General features: G+C 31.3%; 23 protein-coding genes and 1 pseudogene. 7 read left to right on the top strand and 17 right to left on the bottom strand.

Annotated features, from left to right (window positions below; all coding sequences use genetic code 11):
• From ACKI32_RS10095 to eif1A, 12 genes and pseudogenes are all read right to left on the bottom strand, one after another.
• Window positions 1–127 (bottom strand): annotated as a pseudogene (locus ACKI32_RS10095) (glyceraldehyde-3-phosphate dehydrogenase); the annotation flags it as partial.
• A gap of 124 nt (window positions 128–251) precedes the next feature.
• Window positions 252–455, bottom strand: a complete 204-nt coding sequence (locus ACKI32_RS10090; RefSeq protein WP_407416033.1) for a heavy-metal-associated domain-containing protein — start codon at window positions 453–455, stop codon at window positions 252–254.
• 30 nt (window positions 456–485) lie between these two features.
• Window positions 486–2,351, bottom strand: a complete 1,866-nt coding sequence (locus ACKI32_RS10085) for a heavy metal translocating P-type ATPase (protein WP_407416031.1) — start codon at window positions 2,349–2,351, stop codon at window positions 486–488.
• 60 nt (window positions 2,352–2,411) lie between these two features.
• Window positions 2,412–2,684 carry a metal-sensing transcriptional repressor gene (locus tag ACKI32_RS10080; RefSeq protein WP_407416029.1) on the bottom strand — a complete coding sequence of 91 codons (273 nt, stop codon included), beginning with the start codon at window positions 2,682–2,684 and terminating at the stop codon, window positions 2,412–2,414.
• Between the two features lie 101 nt (window positions 2,685–2,785).
• On the bottom strand, window positions 2,786–3,880 hold the full coding sequence (locus ACKI32_RS10075) for a DNA topoisomerase IV subunit A (RefSeq protein ID WP_407416027.1): 1,095 nt from the start codon (window positions 3,878–3,880) through the stop codon (window positions 2,786–2,788).
• Between the two features lie 8 nt (window positions 3,881–3,888).
• The gene (gene top6B, locus ACKI32_RS10070) at window positions 3,889–5,589 is read right to left on the bottom strand and encodes a DNA topoisomerase VI subunit B (RefSeq protein WP_407416025.1); all 1,701 of its coding nucleotides are present in this window, start codon (window positions 5,587–5,589) and stop codon (window positions 3,889–3,891) included.
• Window positions 5,590–6,004: 415 nt separating this feature from the next.
• Window positions 6,005–6,622, bottom strand: a complete 618-nt coding sequence (locus ACKI32_RS10065) for a KH domain-containing protein (protein WP_407416023.1) — start codon at window positions 6,620–6,622, stop codon at window positions 6,005–6,007.
• Window positions 6,623–6,866: 244 nt separating this feature from the next.
• Window positions 6,867–7,580, bottom strand: coding sequence for a hypothetical protein (locus ACKI32_RS10060; RefSeq protein ID WP_407416021.1), 714 nt, complete (start codon window positions 7,578–7,580; stop codon window positions 6,867–6,869).
• Between the two features lie 171 nt (window positions 7,581–7,751).
• Window positions 7,752–8,237, bottom strand: a complete 486-nt coding sequence (locus tag ACKI32_RS10055) for a TMEM175 family protein (RefSeq protein ID WP_407416040.1) — start codon at window positions 8,235–8,237, stop codon at window positions 7,752–7,754.
• Window positions 8,201–8,290 (bottom strand): TMEM175 family protein, encoded by a 90-nt coding sequence (locus tag ACKI32_RS10050; RefSeq protein WP_407416038.1) that lies wholly within the window; start codon window positions 8,288–8,290, stop codon window positions 8,201–8,203. Before ACKI32_RS10050 ends, ACKI32_RS10055 begins: the two co-directional genes overlap by 37 nt.
• A 292-nt stretch (window positions 8,291–8,582) precedes the next feature.
• A complete protein-coding gene (locus ACKI32_RS10045) occupies window positions 8,583–9,356 on the bottom strand; it encodes a serine protein kinase RIO (RefSeq protein WP_407416019.1) in 774 nt (257 codons plus the stop codon).
• A 26-nt stretch (window positions 9,357–9,382) separates the two neighbouring features.
• A complete protein-coding gene (gene eif1A, locus ACKI32_RS10040; RefSeq protein WP_407416017.1) occupies window positions 9,383–9,721 on the bottom strand; it encodes a translation initiation factor eIF-1A in 339 nt (112 codons plus the stop codon).
• Window positions 9,722–9,794: 73 nt separating this feature from the next.
• Here eif1A and glp point away from each other — a divergent pair, with 73 nt between their 5' ends.
• The 3 genes from glp to ACKI32_RS10025 are packed head-to-tail and all read left to right on the top strand — an operon-like array spanning window position 9,795 to window position 11,764.
• On the top strand, window positions 9,795–11,018 hold the full coding sequence (gene glp, locus ACKI32_RS10035; protein WP_407416015.1) for a gephyrin-like molybdotransferase Glp: 1,224 nt from the start codon (window positions 9,795–9,797) through the stop codon (window positions 11,016–11,018).
• Window positions 11,019–11,044: 26 nt separating this feature from the next.
• Window positions 11,045–11,506: a GyrI-like domain-containing protein gene (locus tag ACKI32_RS10030; RefSeq protein ID WP_407416013.1), complete on the top strand. Its 462-nt coding sequence runs from the start codon at window positions 11,045–11,047 to the stop codon at window positions 11,504–11,506.
• Window positions 11,507–11,515: 9 nt separating this feature from the next.
• Window positions 11,516–11,764, top strand: a complete 249-nt coding sequence (locus ACKI32_RS10025; protein WP_407416011.1) for a hypothetical protein — start codon at window positions 11,516–11,518, stop codon at window positions 11,762–11,764.
• Window positions 11,765–11,785: 21 nt separating this feature from the next.
• Here the strand turns inward: ACKI32_RS10025 and ACKI32_RS10020 are convergent, their stop codons facing one another.
• From ACKI32_RS10020 to hypD, 3 genes are read right to left on the bottom strand one after another with little or no spacing between them, the layout of a single operon-like run.
• Complete coding sequence (locus tag ACKI32_RS10020; RefSeq protein ID WP_407416009.1) at window positions 11,786–13,096, bottom strand: TldD/PmbA family protein; 1,311 nt, start codon at window positions 13,094–13,096, stop codon at window positions 11,786–11,788.
• 7 nt (window positions 13,097–13,103) lie between these two features.
• Window positions 13,104–13,808 carry a phosphoglycolate phosphatase gene (locus ACKI32_RS10015; protein ID WP_407416007.1) on the bottom strand — a complete coding sequence of 235 codons (705 nt, stop codon included), beginning with the start codon at window positions 13,806–13,808 and terminating at the stop codon, window positions 13,104–13,106.
• Window positions 13,809–13,812: 4 nt separating this feature from the next.
• Window positions 13,813–14,856, bottom strand: coding sequence for a hydrogenase formation protein HypD (hypD, locus tag ACKI32_RS10010; protein ID WP_407416035.1), 1,044 nt, complete (start codon window positions 14,854–14,856; stop codon window positions 13,813–13,815).
• A gap of 89 nt (window positions 14,857–14,945) precedes the next feature.
• Between hypD and ACKI32_RS10005 the strand changes: the two genes are divergently transcribed.
• Genes ACKI32_RS10005 through ACKI32_RS09990 form a run of 4 tightly spaced genes read left to right on the top strand, consistent with a single transcriptional unit; the run spans window position 14,946 to window position 20,540 of the window.
• Window positions 14,946–16,619: a cytidylyltransferase domain-containing protein gene (locus ACKI32_RS10005; protein ID WP_407416005.1), complete on the top strand. Its 1,674-nt coding sequence runs from the start codon at window positions 14,946–14,948 to the stop codon at window positions 16,617–16,619.
• Window positions 16,620–16,624: 5 nt separating this feature from the next.
• Window positions 16,625–17,677, top strand: coding sequence for an N-acetylneuraminate synthase family protein (locus ACKI32_RS10000; protein ID WP_407416003.1), 1,053 nt, complete (start codon window positions 16,625–16,627; stop codon window positions 17,675–17,677).
• Between the two features lie 12 nt (window positions 17,678–17,689).
• A complete protein-coding gene (locus ACKI32_RS09995; RefSeq protein ID WP_407416001.1) occupies window positions 17,690–19,111 on the top strand; it encodes a sialyltransferase in 1,422 nt (473 codons plus the stop codon).
• Window positions 19,104–20,540, top strand: coding sequence for a polysaccharide biosynthesis C-terminal domain-containing protein (locus ACKI32_RS09990; RefSeq protein WP_407415999.1), 1,437 nt, complete (start codon window positions 19,104–19,106; stop codon window positions 20,538–20,540). The genes ACKI32_RS09995 and ACKI32_RS09990 overlap by 8 nt, the downstream gene beginning before the upstream one ends.
• Here the strand turns inward: ACKI32_RS09990 and ACKI32_RS09985 are convergent.
• Together ACKI32_RS09985 and ACKI32_RS09980 are read right to left on the bottom strand one after the other, a co-directional pair.
• Window positions 20,537–21,028 (bottom strand): acyltransferase, encoded by a 492-nt coding sequence (locus ACKI32_RS09985; protein WP_407415997.1) that lies wholly within the window; start codon window positions 21,026–21,028, stop codon window positions 20,537–20,539. The genes ACKI32_RS09990 and ACKI32_RS09985 overlap by 4 nt on opposite strands.
• Window positions 21,029–21,056: 28 nt before the next feature.
• Entirely contained in the window at window positions 21,057–22,583 is a 1,527-nt protein-coding gene (locus ACKI32_RS09980) for a nuclease-related domain-containing protein (RefSeq protein WP_407415995.1), read from the bottom strand.
• Window positions 22,584–22,589: the final 6 nt, after the last annotated feature.

The following is a 22,589-nucleotide window of genomic DNA, read 5'->3' as shown; positions in this document are numbered from 1 at the left end:
CAGTTCTTGCTTCGTAGTTTGGCCTAGTTTTACTTACACCAATTACTTTCATATCATCTTGAGCAGCTACTGCATCAGCCACTCTTTTACCGATGGTTCCATAACCATTAATTGCAACAGTTTTCATTTTAATCCCTTTTTTAAATTATAATAACTAAATTATTATATGGATTAAAATCTGTTGTTTAAATTATTTATAATTTGATATTTAAAAATAGAAAAAATAGTAAAAAAAGAAAAAGAAGTAGAAACTATTCTACTTTGAAGCCTGCTTCTTCAACAGCTTCATTAATATCTGCATCACTTACATCTTCAGACATTGTAATTGTGGTAATTCCAGAGTCTAAATCAGCTTTAGCATCTTCAATTCCATCAACGTCTTTTAAAGAAAGTTCAACAGCGTTTACACATGATGGGCAGTGCATACCCACTACTTTAATTTCTTTTTCAGCCATAATAATTCACCTTATTATCGATAGATAATATTATGTCATTGCTTTATTTAAACTTTTATTTGCTCTTAATTTTCTAGATTTAATTAAGTCTTTTTTTACATATTCATAATTTAATAGGGTTGCTGAATTGATAATGACAATCACAGACCCAATATTGTGAATTAAAGCTCCTTCAATTGGTCCTAATTGCCCTAAAATTGCCAATGCCATGGCGGTGATGTTTATCAATAGTGAAAATCCAATATTGATATTGATAGTTTTTATTGTTTTTTTCGCCATTGCGATTAGATGAGGAATGTCTTCAATATTATCATTGATTAATGCGATATTGGAAGATTCAATTGAAATTTCACTCCCCATGCTGCCCATTGCTATTCCAACGTTCGCCTTTTTAAGAGAGGGAGCATCATTTATGCCATCCCCAATCATTGCAACTCTATTTCTTTTAATTTGTTCTTGTTTAATGTAGTTAGTTTTATCTTCTGGCAAACAGTTAGATTTAATATTTCTGATTTTGAGTTGGTCTGCGACGTATTTTGCAGTTTCCTGACTGTCTCCAGTAAGCAATGTTGTTCTTACTCTTAATCTTTTTAACATCTGTATTGTTTGCTTTGAATTTTTACGTAAAGTGTCTGCAAGGACTACTTTTCCAATTACTTCATTGTTTTTTGCAACAAATATTGATATTTCTCCAGTTTTATTTTCGCTGTCAAATTTTATGGGGATTTTTTCACTCTCAAGAAGTTTTTTGTTTCCAGCAATTATTTTGGAGTTATTGATGATTCCACTAACTCCTTTTCCCATATGCATTTTAAAGTCTTTAACGTCAGCTAATTTAGTATTATTGTAATAGTTGACAATTGCCTTTGCGAGGGGATGTTCTGATTTTGATTCAAGTGATGCAAGTAGATATAATGTTTCTTTTTTATTTTCTGAAATAACATTGACCACTTTTGGTGTTCCATTTGTTAATGTTCCTGTTTTGTCAAATATTAATTCATCAATGTGAGCTAGCTCTTCAACTGATGCACCATCTTTAACCAATATTCCATGTTTTGTTAAATTACCGATTGCTGCTGAAATTGCAGTTGGTGTGGCTAATACAAGAGCGCATGGGCAAAATACAACCAATATTGTAACTGACCTTGTAATTTCAAATGTGAATAAATATGTCAAGATTGACGCAATAAATGCTATTATTACGATTAATGTTGCCCATTTGTCTGCAGTTTTCACTATTTCTGCATTTTCAGGTTTTGAAGATTCAACCAATCTTATTAGTTTTTGAAGAGAACTTTCTTGGCTGATTTTTGTTGTTTTCATTATAAATGAACCGTAAAGATTGATTGTTCCACTATATACTTCATCATCTTCTTTTTTATCAATTGGTAGGGGTTCTCCAGTTAATGTGGATTGATCTATTGAAGTTTCACCATCAATAATGATTCCATCTGTTGGAATGTTTTCTCCAGGAAGGACTTTTATCATATCTCCAACGGATATATTTTCGACAGGTATTTTTTCTTCTTTTCCATTTCTAATTCTTGTTGCAAATTGAGGTGTCATATTAACAAGTTCTTTGATTCTTCCCTGAGTTTTTGACACGGTATATTCTTCTAAGAATCCTCCAATAGCCATGATTGTTGCAATTTCTCCTGCAGCAAATAATTCACCAATGATGATTGATGCAATAATAGCTATTGAAACTAATAAATCAGCTGTTAAATCAAATTCATTTATCAATCCTTCTGCACATTCTTTTATTATTGGGAATCCGCAAAGTATAATAGCAATCCAAGGGATATAATCGATGGAAAATATAAAACTTGCGATTATACTTATTGTGGAAATTATTATTAGTAGGAGGTCTACTTTTTCAGTTTTTGTAAAGTTCATTTTTATCAACCCCATTTGTATAGGTATACCCCATAGGGTATAAAGTTAATTTAAAAAAAATTAAAGCCGGGAATAATATTCTAATATTGTTGAAATGTCACTAAGTGCATCGTCTGCATTGCCATCTTCAATGCCTTCTTTAACGCAGTGTTCAAGATGTCCTTCAACAATAATATGTCCAACTTTATGCAGTGCTGATTTAGAAGCATTAACTTGCATTAATATTTGTTCACAAGGAATGTCTTCGTCAATCATACGATCGATTGCGTTTATTTGGCCGATTATTTTTTTAAGTCTTCTATGTAAATTTTCACTGTCCATACATTCTTTCAAATTAACACATCCTATACCTATAGGGGTATATATTTGAATTAGTATATAAACATTTTGATGGGGAATATTAAAAAAATAAAAAAAGGAGGAAAATCTTAAGTTTATGCTTGATTTTCCATTTCTTCAAATTTAGCTGGGAAATAAGTATCTACAACATACTCAAGCCCATATTTTGAGAATGATTGCTGTTCTGCTTTTTTACCAATTTTAAGCATCTTTTTGATTTCAGTTTGCCAGAAATCAGTTTTATACCTTGGGTCTTTAGCAAGCTCTTTGAGTCTCATTACGTCAACATCTTTGAGTTTATCAGTTGGCAAATCATAGTTTATAATATCGGATGCAGTTACTCCAATAAATTTGGCATCAGGGGTTGCTAATTTATCATTAACGTGAGCTAATTTTGCACTTCCAGAAATAATTACTTGCCCAATGTGGAATCCCCAAGGATCTCCGTCGTTACAGATATAGACGGGTAAATTTTTTTCTTCACTGATTCTTTTAAGGAATCTTCTTGTAGCACGAGCAGCTTGTCCCTTAAGCCCAACAATTAAACAATTGAATCTTTTATGAGCATTTTCCTGAACCAACCTGTGGAACATTCCCATGGTTTCCACTGCTAATACTTTATCAACATTACAATCATAGAATTCAACTTGATCGATTGTTGGTGAGATGGTATAACCAGATTTTCCAACTTTTGCGGCATTAATTTCTACTTCATCAAATAATGTAAGATCTCCATAAACTGATGCACCGTCTTCTTCTGGCATTAAACCTAATTCTTCACGTGTAGTTCCAAGAGTTACTTCTAAATCTTCTCCAACAATGTTGGATTCTTGTTGTGTTTTAAAACTAATTCCCCAACCTTCAGAAACGTAATACATCTCCCTGATGGTTGCTGTTTTTTCTCTTGCAACTAAATCTTTACAGAAATTACCCACATAAACCATTTGGCCCAATTTTCTGATTTGTTTCACGTTACCTAGAGACCTTCTACCGAATCTGTCGCCTAATACATAATATCTTTTAGCATCATCATAAACAATATTTCCAGTTCCTCTTGATGGGACTCTAATGCTAGGAACTTTATTTTTCTCAATATCTTCAATGATTTCCTGACCTAAACCTTTTAATTTATTGAGTGTGATTTGTTTGCTTTCTTCTTTATGTGATTCTTGTTTTGCTTTTTTAGACATTTAATCACCTATTCCTCAGTCTCCTCGTCATCTCTATCATCAATGAAGTTATCTAATGTGGAATTTCCAGATTCAACAGTATGTCCAAATTCATCAACTTCTTCCATGATGAGTGCATCAAGTTCTTCTTCTTCCTCTTCTTCTTCAACTTTTTCACCAAGTAACTCTGCAAGTGCTCTTTTAGTTACTTTTGCAAGTACTTCTTGGTATTCAGGAACTCCAGTTTCACCGAGTTTTGCAGCTTCTTCAATAATAACTGGAACATATTCTTCAAATACTTTGGAACGTTTTTCTTTTTCTTTAGCTGCTTTTTTAGCTCTTAAGTGTTTTTGTAATTTACGAGCCAATTTCATTGTAGCTTGTCTGATTTCCTGAACGATTTCAGGTTCCGGTGATACACTTTGTTTACCTGTTGAAAGGTATGGTACTTGTGTTGAAATAATATTTACAAATAATGTTAATGGAGTGTTATCAAAGTCTCTAAGACCATAACGTTTCCAATCAATACTTTTAAGTGCTTCTGTAATAGCACAGCTTCCTGCATCGAAAGTTAATGGCACTCTATTTGCAAATCTCATGATTTCTGATTTTCTTTGTTCGTTTACAACTCTACCTGCATCTCCACCATATGCAATACCTGCTTCAATAATAAATGAGACACCACCGCTGTAGGTAACAGGTTTTCTTGTAATTGTTGCTACAAATTCAGGTTTAAGAATTTGTTTCATACCTTTTTCGATTTGATCAGATCCAATTGGTATAAGTCCGTCTGTTGGAGGAGCCATGAATTTCATTTTCTTAAAGCATTGCACAATAGCTTCTGCTTCTTCAAAAGTCATAGCTTTTGGACGTTTGTTCATGTCAATTCCAGTCATCTCAGCAATTTCGTCAACTCTTTTGTTTGACATTCTTGAAAGTGATGAAGTTAACATACTTTTGTATCTTCTTTTGTCACTATGTTTTGCCATGAAATGAATATCGTCTGCGCTTACACCTTTTGGGTGAGGCAATACTTCTTTTGGAAGTACAGGGGTGATTTCAGCAGCTCTTTTAAAGATGTATTTGTGTCCGGATGGATCTCTGAAAGTAATTTTGGCGTGAGGGTTTCCAATCATGGTTCTTCTAATGTATTCGAATGCACCTTGTTCTGCTAATGAGTATGAAACTTCTTTGAATTGTAATTCAATACATACTCCTGTGCTTTCTGCAGGGTAATCTTCCCTTTCCATTAATAAACCTTGATTTTTCTTAACATCCATTTTGAACTTCATTTTTACTCCTTTAATTTCATCATCTTCTTTGTAACATGAAATTACACGAGCTGGTTGACCTGTTGTCATTTGTGATAAAAGTACACAACCACTACAACCTAAACCTTGTTGTCCTCTTGATTGGATGTTTCTGAATTTGGATCCTGCAAACATTTGACAGTATACTTGCATTACGTAATCTTCAGGGATTCCAGGTCCATTATCTTTATGTCTTAAAATATAATGTTCTTTATCAATTCTTTTTAATTCGATATCAATTTCAGGTAAAATTCCAGCTTCTTCTGCTGCGTCAAAACTGTTTGTAATCAATTCGTGGAAAACAATAGTTAATGAACGAATTTTACCGGTAAAACCTAACATCTGTTTATTTTTACGGAAAAATTCAGATGGGGTTAATTGGTCGAAATTTTCAAAGAGTTCATTTGCTTGTTGTGCCAAGATTTTTCCTCCTATAAAATATATAGTAAAATTTATAATATTGACTATATTTAAATGAAGTCAGAGAGCATTTGTAAAGTAATATTTTTACAGTACCCTACCTACATTGTTTAAAAATATGGTAAAATAATAATTTTAAAACATGTAGAAATTATAGTATTTACACTACGTTCCCTATATATGTTGGTTAAAGTATATAATAGTTTGCTATGTTTGTGATAATTTTTATAGATATCTTGCATTAAAATGGGTGGGGGATTGTAAAATTTCTTGGATAGATTATTTTCAGGTTGAGAATCTTTGGCTTTATAAATGAAGAAAAAGTTGTATGAGCTTAAAATATTTATTTTGATTTGAAATTGAAGTAATATATTGTTAATTCGAAAAAATAAAAAGGTTTAGGAGTAAGAACTCCCTAATGATTTTCTTCGTTAAATTCAAAACCCTCTTTGAATTCAATTTTATCTTCTTCGATTCCGACTAGTTCATTGAATTCTTTTCTTTTCAAATCTTCTTTTTTATGTTCTAAAAATCCATAAACGGATTTGTGTCTTGATCCATTTAAAATCATTTCAATAGCTTCTTTAGCAATCATGATATTATCCATTTCACCAATCAATGAAACGGTCTTACCATAAACTGCCATGTCAACTTCAGCCATTTCCATGATTATTTCACGGGTTTTACCGTCTTTTCCTATAATTCTGCCTTTGTGTCTTGCAAGTGCTTTTTTAGATTTTCCAATGTATAATGGTAAACTTATAACTTCCAAATAAATATCATCGTCAATTAATTTAAGTGCAACTTCAGGATTAAAGCCACGTGCAACTGCTTTAACAATATGATTAGCATTCCAAACGCCTAATGGGTCTTCCATATCTTCTCTAGGTGTGATATAAACTGTACCATCATCACTATCTATATCTAAAATGGTTCCAGTTGCTTTTTCAATGGACTTTTTAACTCCTCCATTGCTTCCAATTAATGCCCCTACTCTATTTTGAGGTATTTTTAAATAATCTGTTTCTGGCATATTTTCACCTTCTTAATAATAAGTCTTTAATTAAAATTATTTAAAATTTAGGATAATCAATTTAAATATTATTTTTATAGAGCTGTTGATTCCAGAGTATTGTCCGTAATGTGTTTTAGTATAACATTTCAGTCAATTATTTTGTGGAGAATATATGATAAGAATTCTAATATTGAAGCAGATTAATATGCTAATAATTTCTTAAACATATTGTACGATGGAATAAAAGCTTAATTCAAGCTATTTAATAGATTGGCAATGCGTCAATTGCCTTGACCAAATTTATTGCAGTTTGAGTTTTATTGTATTGGCTGTCTATTTGGGCGGTTTCAAATAAGATTACATTATGGTTCTTTTTAGCAAGGGGTATTGTCACCCATTTTGGTGAAGTGCCCGCATTGACAGTATATACTGGATAGTTTACTTTATCACCGATATTATAGGCGTAATCCATTGTTGTACTTGATTTGTTGTCAATAACACCAACATATCTCGGTTTATCCCAATAATCTTCCATTTCGTGAACATCAACGATAACATAAGGGTCATATTTCTCAATATCTGGAAGAACATATTCATTGGCTAACATTTCACCCATATGTCTATTAGTATCATAATCACTGGTATTCATTCCACTGTCTTTAAAGTTAAGTTTGATGAAATATACGATAAACCTTTTATTGAGGTCATTTTCTTTGGTGAAATTCATTATAGTTTCATTTGTTGCATTATGAATGCCACTTTCAAGACTATGAACGCCCAATATTACTATTGCAGTATCGCTGGATGTGTTATTCCCACATATTATTTTATAAACGGTTCCGTTGGAGTTATTTCCAATTATAGTAGTATACTCATCTAAAATTTGAATGTTTTGCAGGGATTCTTGTTGTGTTAATGTTATTATTCCTGCAAAAACAATTAATAGAATTGTTATGATGAGTAAAATTTTAACCATTATTTTCATTGTAATCAAATATGTTTATCATTACTTATATAATTGGATTGAAACACATAAAAACAAATAATAGGATTAAGTAATAATCAAATTCCAAAAAGATTTCTAGAGAAGAAAATTAATTTTTAAGTAGTTAAATAAATTAATAATTGTTTAATGGAATATTAAACATTATTCATTATTATTTCTGCTTATGACTATCACGTTGATAACAGATATTAAGAAAATAATTGTTAAACATAATATAGGTTCAATAAAAGCCACAATCATTGCTGTTATGAAACTGATATAATTAAATATTCTAATTTTAGGGACATAATAATATTCGCGTTCTAAACATGTTTCTCTCATTATTTGCCCATCAATTAATTCAAGAGTTGATGACCATATCAATATTATAAGTGCATATGAACATTCGGGAAGTGGGCTGAAAGGAAACTCACCAACCCAACCTGTAGCAAAAGGTACTAATGTTAAAAAGAACAACCATACTCCATTCATGAAAAATAATTTCATAGAAATTGTTTCAATTTTCTTGAATAGGTGGTAATGTTTATACCACACTAGGTAAATCATTGCAAAACTGTTTAAATAAGCTAAAAATATTGGCCATTGTTTGGCTAGTCCCTGAAGGTTGGAACATGGGGATTCACCAATTCCAAAACCATTATCGTTGCAGCTATTGCAATAATGGCATCAATAAAAGCTATTAATCTATCTTTCTAGCGGTAAATCCTTTTTAAGCAATTTTCACAATTGCAATGTTTTAAAAAAATATAATGGGATTTTAGATTACTCCCATCATGGTTAATACAAAATTAATAATTGCCAGTATTAGCAATACTATCATAATTTTGTTGGCAATGTCGTAATGTTCTGGTTTTGTTTCCCTTATTATTGCAAAAATAATGACTAATATGAATAAGGTTATACTTATGATTAACATGTATTATACATTGTTGGGCATGATATATATGTTTTAAATATCTTTAAAGGATATATTCAAAACTCTGGTGCAACATATTCCCAAACTTCTTCAAAACTAGTTTTAACGCCAAGTTTGGTATACTCCCGAACAAGAGTGTTAATGTCACGTTCAAGCAGTTCCTTTGAAATAGGATTATCTAAAACAACGGACTGTGAAACATCAATAATGACTGGATTTTCATCTTTATTCAAAATATTGTAGTTTGACAAATCTCCATGAGTCAGTTTTGCTTCATTAACGAATAGCTTTAATTGTACTAGTAGTTTATTCCAGAATTCATCAGGGTCTTGTGGTGGTTGGTTTTTCACAGGTTGTGCAGGATTTCCGTCATCATCTCCAATAAATTCAATTAAAAGTACATTGTTCGAACTCGTAATTGGTTTTGGAACATTGACTCCAGCATTATCCAGTCTGGTTAGGTTTTTGAATTCTTTTGTAACCCATGAATAAATTATTTTTCTTTTATTTTTTGTCTTAATGTTAAATCTTGGATCTCCTTTTAGGTAATAGTCCATTTTCTTAAAATCAGAAGTAGCTATCCTATATATTTTAACAGCTACGAATTTTTCATCATTGGTGATGCCCGTAAGCACATTTGCTTCTTTACCTGTACTTATGGCACCATTTAAAACATCAATATATCCTTGGTTAGCTAATTTATATAATGTTTCTAAGGTTAATTTATCAAAAATTTCATTTCCCACTTTCCTATCAGAACTATCTTTTTTTCTTTTTTGGGAATGTAATTTTTGATGCTTAGCATCTGCTTTAGCTATTTTTGAGTCCATTAAAATCAAAAAAATAAGTAGTAAGACTACATTTTTAAGTAGCCTTTTCTTTCAAGCCAATTTGATTCGGTTTTTGTGTATCTCCAAATTACATCAGCTTTTTCATCAGATTGGAAATCCCATGGTTTTACGAGAATTACGTCTCCTTCACGAATCCAAATACGTTTTTTCATTTTTCCAGGGATTCTGGTCATTCTTATATTTCCATCAGCACAACGGACTTTTAATTTTCCGTGTCCCATAATTTGTTCGACTATTCCAGGTATTTCTCCCTTTTTGGGTGTCCTTACTCTTCTATATTCTTGTTGTTGATTGTTATTAGGCTTAGACAAATACTCTCCTCCAAATAATAATACGTTCTCCATAAGATTAAATTATTTATATATTTATTAATAAACTATATATTAATCTATTGGATTTTTAGATAAAGTGATATTAATGGGAACTGAATTTTTAAAAATTAAAGAATGCGATGAAGCTATTGATATTATTCAAGATTTATTTGATAAAAACTTAATTCCTCAAAGTGAGGAAATTGATGTAAGTGAAGCTTATGGAAGAATTCTATTTGAAGATGTCTATTCTAGAATGGATTTCCCTCCTTTTGATAAAGCTCTAAAGGATGGATTTGCAATACTTGCTGAAGACAGTTTTGGAGCATCAGAAGAATCTCCAAACACTTTAGATGTCATCGATTTTTTAGAAGCAGGTTCAACTACTGATAAAAAAGTTGAAAAAGGAAAATGCATTGAAATCAGTACAGGTGCAGCAATGCCTGAAGGAGCAGAATCTGTTGTAATGGTTGAATATGCTGAAAAAGAAGATGGTAAAGTAAATATATTAACTACAGCCACTCCATCTCAGGATGTTGCAAAAAAAGGATCAGATATTGAAGAAGGCAAATTGATTCTTAAAAAAGGAGATTTCTTAAATCCGGGTAAAATTGGAGTTTTGCTCTCACAGGGTTTTGAAACAATTGATGTTTATAAAAAACCTAGTGTTGGTATTGTATCATCAGGCAATGAAATCACACTTCAGGGTGAAGAGTTGGAATATGGTAAAATATATGATGTAAATGGAGGAATGATTAAAAACGATGCCATTTCTTGTGGTGCTGATGCTAAATTCTTAGGAGTAATGAGGGACAATTACGATGAAGTTAAAGACAAAATCACTGAATCTTTAAAAGAAGTCGACATCTTATTCTGTTCTGGAGGAACCTCTGCAGGTCTTGGTGATGTTTTAAAACATGTATTGGATGAATTGGGTGAGGTTTACATCCATGGAATTTCAGTACAACCGGGAAAACCAACCATTGTTGGTGTAATTGACGGCAAGATTGTTATTGGTCTTCCTGGAAATCCAGTATCTGCATTGATGATATTTAATGCATTTGTAGCAGAACCATTGACTAAACTTGCAGGAATTGAAAAGGACTTTGAGCTAAGAACAGTTAAAGGTAAAATTACAAAGAGAATTCACTCTCAAGTTGGAAGAATGCAATATCAACTTGTAACGGTCGATGGCGAAGATATTCAACCAATATTTAAAGATTCAGGTGCAATTTTCTCACTTTCAACAGCCGATGGTTATGTAAAAATTCCAAAATTAGTTGAGTTAGTTGATGAAGGGGAAGAGGTAGAAGTTTATTTATTTAATTAAGTTTAAAAATTTATTTAGGTGTAATTATGGAAAGTGAAGTGAAAGTAATTCCAGAACAAAAATTGGGAGTTATTAACTGTAAAACACCAATTGAAGATTTAGAAGTATTTCTCTCTATTTTGATGGGTTGGGTTGATGCAGAAGAGATTGAAACTGAAGGTGAACCTTTCATAGTTTATTTCTCACCAAGACATGAAGTTAATGATGGTGATGCAGTTTATGATGTAAGCATTGCTATTAAAGAAGATGCTGATGAAACCGATAGAATTCGTGTTGTTGACATGATTGAACATAAAGTATTGGCTGGAAAACATTACGGTCCTACAGACAATATTTTGGATACCTATGCCGAATTAGTTGATGTTGCTCAAAAAAATCATTATGATATTATAGGGTCTCCAAAAGAGATTTTAATTAAAGGCATCCACAATTGTGATAATGAAATTGATTACATAACTGAAATCCAATTACCAATTATTGAAATGTAAGGTGAAAAAATGTCTAAGGAAAATTTTGATTTAGATGAAGAAATTGAAAAACTAGCTCGTAAATCCAATATAAACATGAGAAAATCAGAATATTCTTTTGAAAATCAAATAAAAAGATTAGATAAAGACATTGATAAAATAATTGATGAAAAAATTAAAGTTTTTGATGAAAACAAAGAGTTGACATCAGATTATTTAGGTATTGAGTATAAACAAGATACTATTGGCAGATATAGAGAAAAATTGAAAAAGATTTAATTTTTCTCAAAAATCTTTTTTTTAATTTTGGCCAACCACTCTTAAATCATGGACTATTAATTTTGGAATAATAAATGAACCATATTGTTTAACTTCTGATTTTAGTCCTTCTACTTTTTTCATTATTTCAAAAACATTTCCAGAAATCATTGCTTTATTTATTGGGTCGGTTAATTCGCCATTTTCTATTTTAAAAGCGTTACTTGCTTCAACAGAAAAGTCTCCAGAAATAGGATTTGTAGTATGCGCTCCCAAAACACTTGTTGTTAAAACACCATTTTTAATTTCACTTAAGTCTTTCATTTCGCTAAATTTAAACTCAAGATTGGTTGGTGAAATCATCGGTGTTGTCAAATATGATCCTCTAAGTCCATTGGATGTTGTTTTAACACCTTCTTTATTTGCAGTGTAAATGTCATAAATAAATGAGTTTAATGTTCCAGATTTAATCAAATCAGTTTTTTGACTTACGCTTCCCTCACCATCACATTTTGCAGTTGCCATTCCTTTTTTTAAAAGAGGATTGTCTGTGAGTGTTAGACTGGAATTTGTAATTTCTTCACCAATTTTGTCTTTTAAAATGGATCTTCCCCTCATTACATTTTCACCATTAAACGCTCCGATGAATGTTTGTAAGAGTCCAGTTGTAGCATAATAATCAAGCACAACATCATAGTCATTTGTTTCAATAGGTTTTGTATTTAAAGAGTTTTTTACAAGCTTGCACACATCATTAGCTAATTTTTCACCATCCAAATCAAAGAATCTTGATGATTGTGAGTTATAAGCGGTTGCAACTTCACCATCTTTTTCAAGCATCACTGATAAACCTATTCCAAATCCAGTTCCTTCATCTTCAATAGAAACTCCATTTGAATTTAAAATTAAGGACCTGCCTTTGCTTGCAGTAAAACCTGAGCCTGTTATGTCACATCCGTTGTCGCTAGCTGTATTAATGGTTGTTTTCAAGAATTCAACAGATTCATCTAAACTTAAATCATCGTATTTTTTATCATAAACTTTTTCAACACTCGGAATCTTTTCAACTTCTGCAAAAGCATAATTTTCATCAACTTTGGTTAATTTTGTATTTTCGATTGCTTGTGTGGCAGTTTCGGCGAGTTTATCTAGATTGGATGTAAATGCAAAGCCTTGTTTTTGGTCTTTTAGAACTCTTATTCCAACTCCAAGTTCAATTTCTTCTTTTGCAAAGTTTAATTCATCTTTAAGTGAATCAAGTTCTATCACGTTAGACTCTTCAATGTATATTTCGTAAGCATCACATTTTTCTTTCACTTCTTTTTTAGCAGTTTCGGCTATTTCATATATCATATTATCCCTACAATGCAAATTTTTCAATAGCTTCGGCCACTCCATCACCAAACATTTTTTCACAGGCGTATGTACTTATTTCCTTTAATTTATCGTCAGCATTGCCAACAGCTATTTTATAACCTACTTCCTTAAGGAAATCTTCATCATTTTGACTATCTCCGATAGCCATTACATTGTCCATGTTTATTCCACTTCTTTCACATAAATACTTAAGTGAAGTTCCTTTATTAACACGTTTATCAGTAATATGCAGTGCAAATCCACTATCATAAATTTCAAGTTCGTCAATGTATTCAAAATCTTTTAGAGCATCTTCCAATACTTGTCTTGGAAGTGTTTTGTAAAATACAGTTTCTGTTAATCTATACATGTTGTCATGTGAGGCATGTTTATCAAATTTTTCACCTAGTTTCTCTTTTAGGTGGTTTTCAGCTGAGGTAACAAAGTTTCGTTCAACCATTGTTTCAACAGCATTATTATTTTCACCTTCTTTAAAGACAATGCCTCCATTTTCAGCTACAAGGCCTCCGCTGCATCCTATTAATACTTCTGCAGCATATGCATAATTTACAACATTTCCAGTAACAATTATTGTCGGAATGCCTTTAGATTCTGCTTTTCTTAAAGCTTCGATTGCGGATATACAGATTTGTCTTTTTTCATCAGTTATTGTTCCGTCAATATCAACTGCAATTGCTTCTATGGTCATATTATCATCTTGAATATCTATGTGCGATGTTACAGGTACCTTCTTTACTAACCATGCATGCTCCAATAGGGTGTAGAGGGTTACATGCTTTTCTGAATAGTTTACAATCTTCAGGTCTTGCAAGGCCTCTTAAAATTGGGCCACAAATACATCCTTTAGGAGCTTCATTAACATCTTTTACTTCAATATCATATTTTTCACGAGCATTAAATTCACTAAATTCATCTTTTATCTCTAGGATTGAATTTGGTATTTTGGGAAATCCTCTCCATTCTCTTGAGGTCACATCAAATACTTGGTCAATTTTTTCTTGTGCAATTACATTTCCTTCTTCTCTAACAGCTCTTTTATATTCATTTTCTATTTTCGGTGTTTCATTATGAATTTGTCTTAAAATCATATAAACAGACATTAATATGTCTAATGGATTAAATCCGGCTACTGCTTGAGGTATTCCAAAGTCTGTTGAGAAATATTCGAATGGTTTAGTTCCAATGATTGTACATACGTGTCCAGGTTGGATTAATGCATTTAAACTAGTTTCACCAGAATTAATTAAAAAATCAATGGCTGGTGGGATTAACCTGTGGCATGAAAGTACTGAAAAGTTTTCAGGAGGTGTTGCCAGTAACTCTGCAGCAGTGGTTGGGGCTGTTGTTTCAAAACCAGCTGATATGAATGCGACATCATTGTCTTCTTTTTGTGCTATTTCAATAGCTCTATTAATTCCATAAACAACTCTCACATCGCCTCCTTCTGCTTTTGCATCTGCAAGAGATCTTTCAGAACCTGGAACTCTTAACATATCCCCAAAAGTGGTGATTGTAACTCCTCTGTCAATAAGTTCTAAGGCTTCATCAATTTCACGTGATGGAACAACACAAACAGGACATCCTGGTCCTGCAATGATTTCAACTTCCTCTGGAAGCAAACTTCTAATTCCATATTCCATGATTGTGTGTTCGTGAGATCCACACACGTGCATTATTTTAACGGGTGTAGCTAATTCATTTATTTTTCCTAATAGCTTTTGTGACATATCTTTCATATTCATGTAAACACCGAAGATTTAATATTATATTATAAATATATTTAATAATGTATAATTTAAAATTTTTGTAATATTAAGGGATTAACATGTTTAATAATAATAAAATTTTGGTAGTCATTCCTGCAAGAGGGGGTTCAAAAGGAATTCCTCGTAAGAATATACGTTTATTAAATAATAGACCATTAATTTCTTATTCTATTGGTATTGCTAGGGATTCACAATATGTTGATGATGTGGTGGTAACTACCGATGATTCTGAAATCGCATTAATCGCTGAAAAATTTGGAGCTAGTGTGATTAGACGGGCTGCTGAATTGGCTGCAGATGATGTCCCGCTAGATCCTGTGATTTATGATGCAATGATTCAAAAAGAAAAATTAGCTTTTGATGAATATGATATTGTTATAACACTTCAACCTACTTCCCCATTACTAAAACCACAAACATTAGATGCAGCTATCGAAAAATTCGAAGATTTTGGTGTGGATAGTGTTATTTCTGTTGTTGATGATAGACATCTGAGTTGGGGATATGATGAAAATAATCAAAGATACTTCCCAAATTACATTGAAAGAGTCAACAGGCAGTATTTGCCTAAATCATTTAAAGAAACTGGTGCTATTTTAGCTACTCGTCGTTCTTTTATACATGAAGATTCAAGGTTAGGCTCTAATATTGATTTAGTTGAAGTTACTAGAGAAGAGAGTGTTGACATAGACAATTATGATGATTGGTGGATTGCTGAAAATTACTTGCAAAAGAAAAAAATAGCTATTGTTGTTAATGCATATGATAAAATAGGTACAGGACATATTTATAGATGTCTGTCAATAGCTTCAAAATTAGTGTTCCATGAAGCATTGTTTTTCATGAATGAAAATCACCAATTGGGAGTAAATATTGTTGACAGCCATAATTATGCATATAAAACATATCGCGATGAAGCGAATTTATGTGAGCTCTTAAGAGAATTTAATCCCCATATAGTTGTCAATGATATATTAGATACAACTGAAGAATATATTACTACCTTAAAAAATGATGGTTACTTTGTTGTTAATTTTGAAGATTTAGGAACTGGTACTGATGTTGCAGATGTTGTATTTGATGCATTATATGAACATGACTTAGGTAAAAATAACATTTTTACAGGTCATAAATATTACATTTTAAAAGATGAATTTTACTTCCAAACCCAAAAAATCATCACAAATGATATTAATAATGTTTTAATTACTTTTGGTGGAACTGACCCTAATAATCTATCTCAAAAAGTCTTAGATGCTATTTTAACCACAAATTATGATGGAAGAATCAATGTTATTTTAGGTTTGGGTTATAGTGGTGTTGAAGATTTTGTTTCACAATATGAATCTAATCCTGCAGTTCAGATTTATCAAAATGTTTCTAATATAAGTGAATTCATGTTTAAAGCTGATATTATTTTCACATCTGCTGGAAGAACCATGTATGAGATTTGTTCAATTGGAGTCCCAACTGTGTGTTTATGTCAAAATGATAGGGAAATAACTCATGTCTTTGGAAATCAAAATAATGGATTCATTAACATGGGGCTTGGCGAAGCTGTTGGTCAACAAGAAATTGTTGTCCAGTTCATTAGTTTAGTAAATAATTTTGATTTAAGGGTTGAAATGAATAAAAAAATGACTAGCATTGATTTGAAAAATGGATTTGATAATATTCAATCCATAGTTAAAGAAAAATACAGGGCATTTGTAATAAATAATCGACTGGAGTAAGTTTCATGAATATCTTTAATAAAAAACCATTTTTAATAGCAGAAATTGGTGTTAACTTTTATGACATTGCCAAAAAAGAAGGAATTTCTGACATGGATGCTGCTAAATTGATGATTGATGAAGCGAAAAAATGTGGCGTTGATGCAGTAAAATTTCAATCATATAAAGCAGAAACTATTGCTTCACGCAATTCTCCAGCATATTGGGATTTATCTGAAGAACCAACTACCTCCCAATTCGAATTATTCAAAAAATTCGACAAATTTGGTGCTGAAGAATATAGGAAATTAGCAGATTATTGTAATGGTGTTGGAATCATGTTTTTATCCACACCGTTCGATTTCGCATCAGTTGATTATTTAGATGAGTTTATGGATATTTATAAAATTTCTTCTTCTGATTTAACAAATATTCCTTTTATTAAATATATTGCAAGTAAAAACAAGCCAATTCTTCTTTCCACTGGAGCATCAACATTATCTGAAATTAAACAAGCCGTTGATGCAATTGAAGAAGTATCTACTGTGGATGTGGCTATTATGCATTGTGTTTTATCTTATCCGACAGCATATGAAGATGCAAATCTTTTAATGATTAAAGATTTGGCCGAATATTTCCCAGATTATGAAATTGGTTATTCTGATCATACAAAACCTGATGAAAATATGGCAGTTTTAACAACTGCTTATAATTATGGTGCTACAATACTTGAAAAACATTTTACATTAGATAAAACATTGCAAGGTAATGATCACTATCATGCAATGGATCCTCAAGATGTAGTTAAATTTGGAGACAATGTTAAATTTTTATCTAAAATTAATGGGATGAAAAATAAACAACCATTAATCTGCGAATCTTCTGCAAGGAAAGAAGCAAGAAGGTCAATTGTTGCTTCAAGAGATATCAAAAAAGGTGAAGAAATATCTAATGGTGATATTACATTTAAAAGACCTGGAACTGGCATTTATCCATCTAGAATTGATGAAGTTATTGGAAAGGTGGCTAAAGAAGATATTCCTGAAGATACAATACTTGATTTTGGCATGTTATTATAATTTGGTGTTTTAATGGCTTTTAGTGTTCATGACATATGTGAGGTATTTTTCAATCTTGAAGAAAAGTATGGCCTTAACTATCAGGAAATTCAAGGCTGTTATCCTTGGCAATTAATTAGAATGTTTCTTTATTATGACATTACAAGAAGAACACAAACGTTTGGAGCACCCCAACAACAATCTCTATCCATTTTTGATAAGATTAAATCATTTACACCATTTGTTAAAAACAGTATTGTTCACAATCCATTTAGTGGCGGGCAGAAAAAAGACATATTGATTTTTGACCATCCCCGCAAAGTTATTTATAATGGGGAGTATTGTGATATTTATAGTAATTTTTTAGTTGATTTTTTAAAGGATTCTTATTCATTTGAAGTTTTAGAGGCACCATATCTAAACAAACACTTCACAAAAAAACAATCCTATATTAAATATACTGATAGAATTCAGTTAGGTTCTTACATCTATAAAAAATTCAATAAAGTTGAATTCACCGACAAAGAAAAAAGTTTAATTTCAACTGTTAGAAAGGAACTTGAGGATGCATTTAATTTAGAAATTAATTTAGAATGGATATTAACAATCCATATTCTCAATTTTACTCATGATTATAAAAAATATACTGAGCTATTTAAAAAACGAGAACCTAAACTGGTTTTTGTTGTCGTAGCTTATGAAAATCAGGCTATTGTTGCAGCTGCAAAAGATTTAGGAATTACAGTTGTAGAACTTCAACATGGAACTATCACTGATTATCATTTGGGGTACTCTTATCCTAAAAAAACTAGATTAAATGGAGATATAAAATATTTCCCAGATAAAATATTAACATTTGGTGATTACTGGATTAATGATGAAACTTGCCCTATTGATGCTAAAAACATTATTCCAATTGGATTTCCATATTTTGAATCTCAATCAAAAGATTTTATTAATATTCCAGTTAATGACAATCAAGTCTTGTTCATATCACAGGGAGTTATTGGAAAATATCTATCAAAAGTTGCATTTGAGCTTGCAAGCGAGCTTAAAGAGCACAATATTATTTATAAATTGCATCCGGGAGAATATGCAACTTGGAGAGAAAATTATCCTAAATTGGTTGAAGCAACATCCTTTGATAATTTTAAAGTAATTGACAATAGTGAAACTCCATTATATGAGCTGTTTGCAAAGTCTAATTATCAGGTTGGGGCATTTTCAACAGCTATTTATGAAGGATTGATGTTTAATTGTAAAACTTTCATTTTAGACGTCCCTGGTGTGGAATATTTAAATGATTTAATCAATAAAAATTTTGTTTTCAAAATTACTAATGTTAATGATTTAATTAATAATTTGGATGGATTTGAACCATCAGAGTATGATAAAAATTTCTTTTTTAAGAATTTGGATACAAAATTGTTGAAGAGTGTGATTGATAATGGATGAGTATGTTCAATTTATTAAAAGAATAGGGGTTGTAGGTATTGCAAATATCTTAATATCTCTTAGTGGATTGATATTTATCCCAATCATCACAAAAAACTTTTCAACTGCAAATTATGGGGTTTGGGCTCAAGTAAATACTGTCATTGCTTTAGTTCCGAATATTGTTAATTTAGGTCTCCCATATTCTATGGTAAGGTTTTTAGCAGCTGAAAAAGATAAATCGGTAATTAAACAGTCATTTTATTCGATGATGCTTCTGGTTTTAGCTTCAACACTTGTAATGGTTGTAGTATTTATTGTATTTTCATCCCAGATTGCCAATGCATTATTTGATGGAAGCATGCAAATAATGGCGATTGTAATTGTTATTTCATTTTTAGCCTGTTTAAATTTAATGCTTTTAAGTTATTTCAGAACATTTCAAAGAATAACTTATTATTCTGGATTTTTAGTATTACAAACTTATATTGGTGTTGGAGTCAGCATTGTTTTGACATTAATGCATTATCCTATTGAAATTGTTGTTTTAGGTTTGTTAACTGGTTATTTACTTACATTTATAGCCATGGCATTTTTAATTGTTCGTGAATTGGGTTTTACTACAAAACTTAAAAGTTTACGTGATGAATTGAAATTTGCAATTCCAACAGTTCCAAACAATGTCTCTTCATGGGTTGTTGACTCAAGTGATAAGTTTGTCATTGGCATATTTTTGGGATCTGCAGCTGTGGGATGTTATTCTCCAGGTTATGCTCTTGGAAGTATTCTTTTAATGTTTTTAACTCCTTTTGCAGTGTTACTCCCGGCAGTTCTTCCAGAATACTTTGAAGCGGGAGACATGGAAAAAGTTGATACATTTTTAACCTATTCCATGAAATATTATCTTTTAATTACTGTTCCGGCCGCTGTTGGTATGAGTTTGCTTTCAAAACCATTATTATACATTTTGACAACAGATATTATTGCAAATCAGGGATTCATAGTTACTCCGTTGGTTGCTCTTGGAGCAATATTTATGGGAATATATGGTATTTCAAATAATATTATTATTCTAGAGAAAAAAACTACTGTATTGGGATATATCTGGATTAGTGTAGCTATCTTAAACATTGTTTTAAATATTTTTTCAGTACCTTACTTGGGAATATTTGGAGCTGGACTTGCAACATTGATTTGTTACTTCTTTGCATTTTCCATGACATTATTTTATTCAAGAAAATATGCTCGCCTGCCGTTTGATTATAAATCAATAGCTAAGATAATTATTGCTTCAGCTATTATGGGCGTTTTTGTAAAAATAGCAAATCCTTATGGCATTTTTAATATTTTAATCGTTATTGCTATTGCTGTTATGATTTATTTTGCAGTACTGTTATTGTTAAAAGGAATTGATAAAAAAGAAATAGATTTGATTAAGGGAATGATTTAGTGGAACTTTCCTTCTTTTTTTAATTTTTCATAGTGTTCGATGTCTCTATTTTTAAAGACTTTTGCAGGATGGCCTCCAGCTATAGCATATTTTGGAACATCGTTAACTACAACGCTTCCTGCCTGGATAATTGAACCTTCTCCAAGTCGAACGCCTGGTAAAATTATTACTCTGTTTCCAAGCCAGACATTATCTTCGATTATAACATCTTTTGATATGATTGTGTCGTCATAGGGTATTGCATTTCCATTGTCATAATTGTGAATGCTTGTAATAATCATGCACTCTACACCTGAATGGAAATTGTCTCCGATAACTACATTGCCGGATCCTTGAATTTTCATTCCATTAAAATTAACATTGTTGCCTAAGGTTGTATTTGGAGTGGTGTAACTTTCACCATTTACTTTGAAATTATCTCCATAACTTTTTGCAACTCTCTTACATCTATGTAAGTATATTTTTTTCTTAATTTTGTTAATAATCATTTTATCTTAAAAATAAAAAAAGAAAAAATTAAATTTCTGAAGAGCAATCTGCAGAATATCTGTTAATTAAAACAGCACATTTGTCGATTGTTTCAGGATCTAATTTTATTGTACTTGTTTGGATTTTATTTAATAATTCTTCAATAAATAAGTCTTCATCAGTTAAAGGCATATTTATTACAACAACTTCATTGTTTATGAATCCAACGAGAGGTTCAACAAAGCAGTTTTTGATGTTGTTGTCATTAAGGAAGTTTATTAATTCTTCACCTAAACCAAGTGCTTTTTGCTTAATTTTGTTGTCTTGTGAAAATTTAGCTTGTTTAGTAGTGTATCTAAATCTTTTCGCATTTCCAATGGTTGAAAATTCTTCGATTTTAGTTTCATCGGTTTCAGTTGACCCGATTAAATTTAGATTTTCATTTTCAGATTCTAATCTAAGTTTAGGATTATACTTTTGGGAAAGTAGAGCATAAATTCCAGTTGGGCCTACAACTAAGTGGTTAATTCCAGAATTGGCAGTTGGTATTTTAACATTATAAAAGACGTAATATTCTCCAGGAAGGCTTAACAAGTGTTCTCTGATAATTTTTGTTCTTTTTTCTACTTCTTTCACATCTCTTGTTTTATAAATACCATAACATAAGATAATTACTCCAATAAATAATGCAACAAGGCCTATACCACTATTAATGAGAAGTATCTCAGCAATACTCACGATAAAGATAATTGCTCCAACAACAATGAGGGACTGATTGCCATCCATATTTTTAATGTCAAAGCTTTTATTATCTTTTTCTTCCATTAATATTCCTGGTGATTTTGTCATTTCATCTCCAGGTTCTTTAATGCTAAATCTATTAAGAAAACCTCCAGATTCTGAAGTTTCAGCATTTTTTGGGTAGTATTCGTCCATTCCTTTGAAAAATTCATCTTTAAGGAAATTTTTTAAAACATCGTAGTCATCAGTTTTTGGAACAGCAAATTCTCTTCCAAATTTTGATAAAACAGATAGAGGAATAGTAGTCCTAGCAGTTTTTGCATCTTCTTCTAACTCTTGTTCTTCTCTTTCATCATCTGCTATTTGAAGCAACCTTTCTTCTGAAAAGAAATTTTCGAGTTTACCAGTAATTGATTTTATGGAAGGTATGTTATCTTCTGCTTTTGTTTCTTCAGATGTTGGTTTTTTAGCCATATTTTCTTGTCTAATAGCGTCAACTTCTTTTTTCCTTTCTTCAATAAATTTATCTAACTCTTTATTCATGTCGTCATCTAAATATCTTAGAGATCCACCACAGCTATCACATTCATAATCAATGATGCTGGCACTGCTTTTAATTTTAAATTTTAGTCCACAGTCTTGGCATTGCACAATATATGAATTATCATACTTGATAGGGTCTGTAAATGAATCATAGGATTTAGTTTCGCCATTAGAATAATTTTCTAAGTATTCTAAGTCACCTGCACATGAAGAACACTCAAATGTTGTGATATCGTCATCATCATCGAGTTGGTATTTTGCACCACAGTTCTTACAGCATACAACTTTCATATTATC

It is taken from the genome of Methanobrevibacter sp., assembly GCF_045611865.1.
Lineage (GTDB): Archaea > Methanobacteriota > Methanobacteria > Methanobacteriales > Methanobacteriaceae > Methanocatella.
The sequence above is the reverse complement of the archived record's forward strand: the minus strand, read 5'-3'. Positions and strand labels throughout refer to the sequence as shown.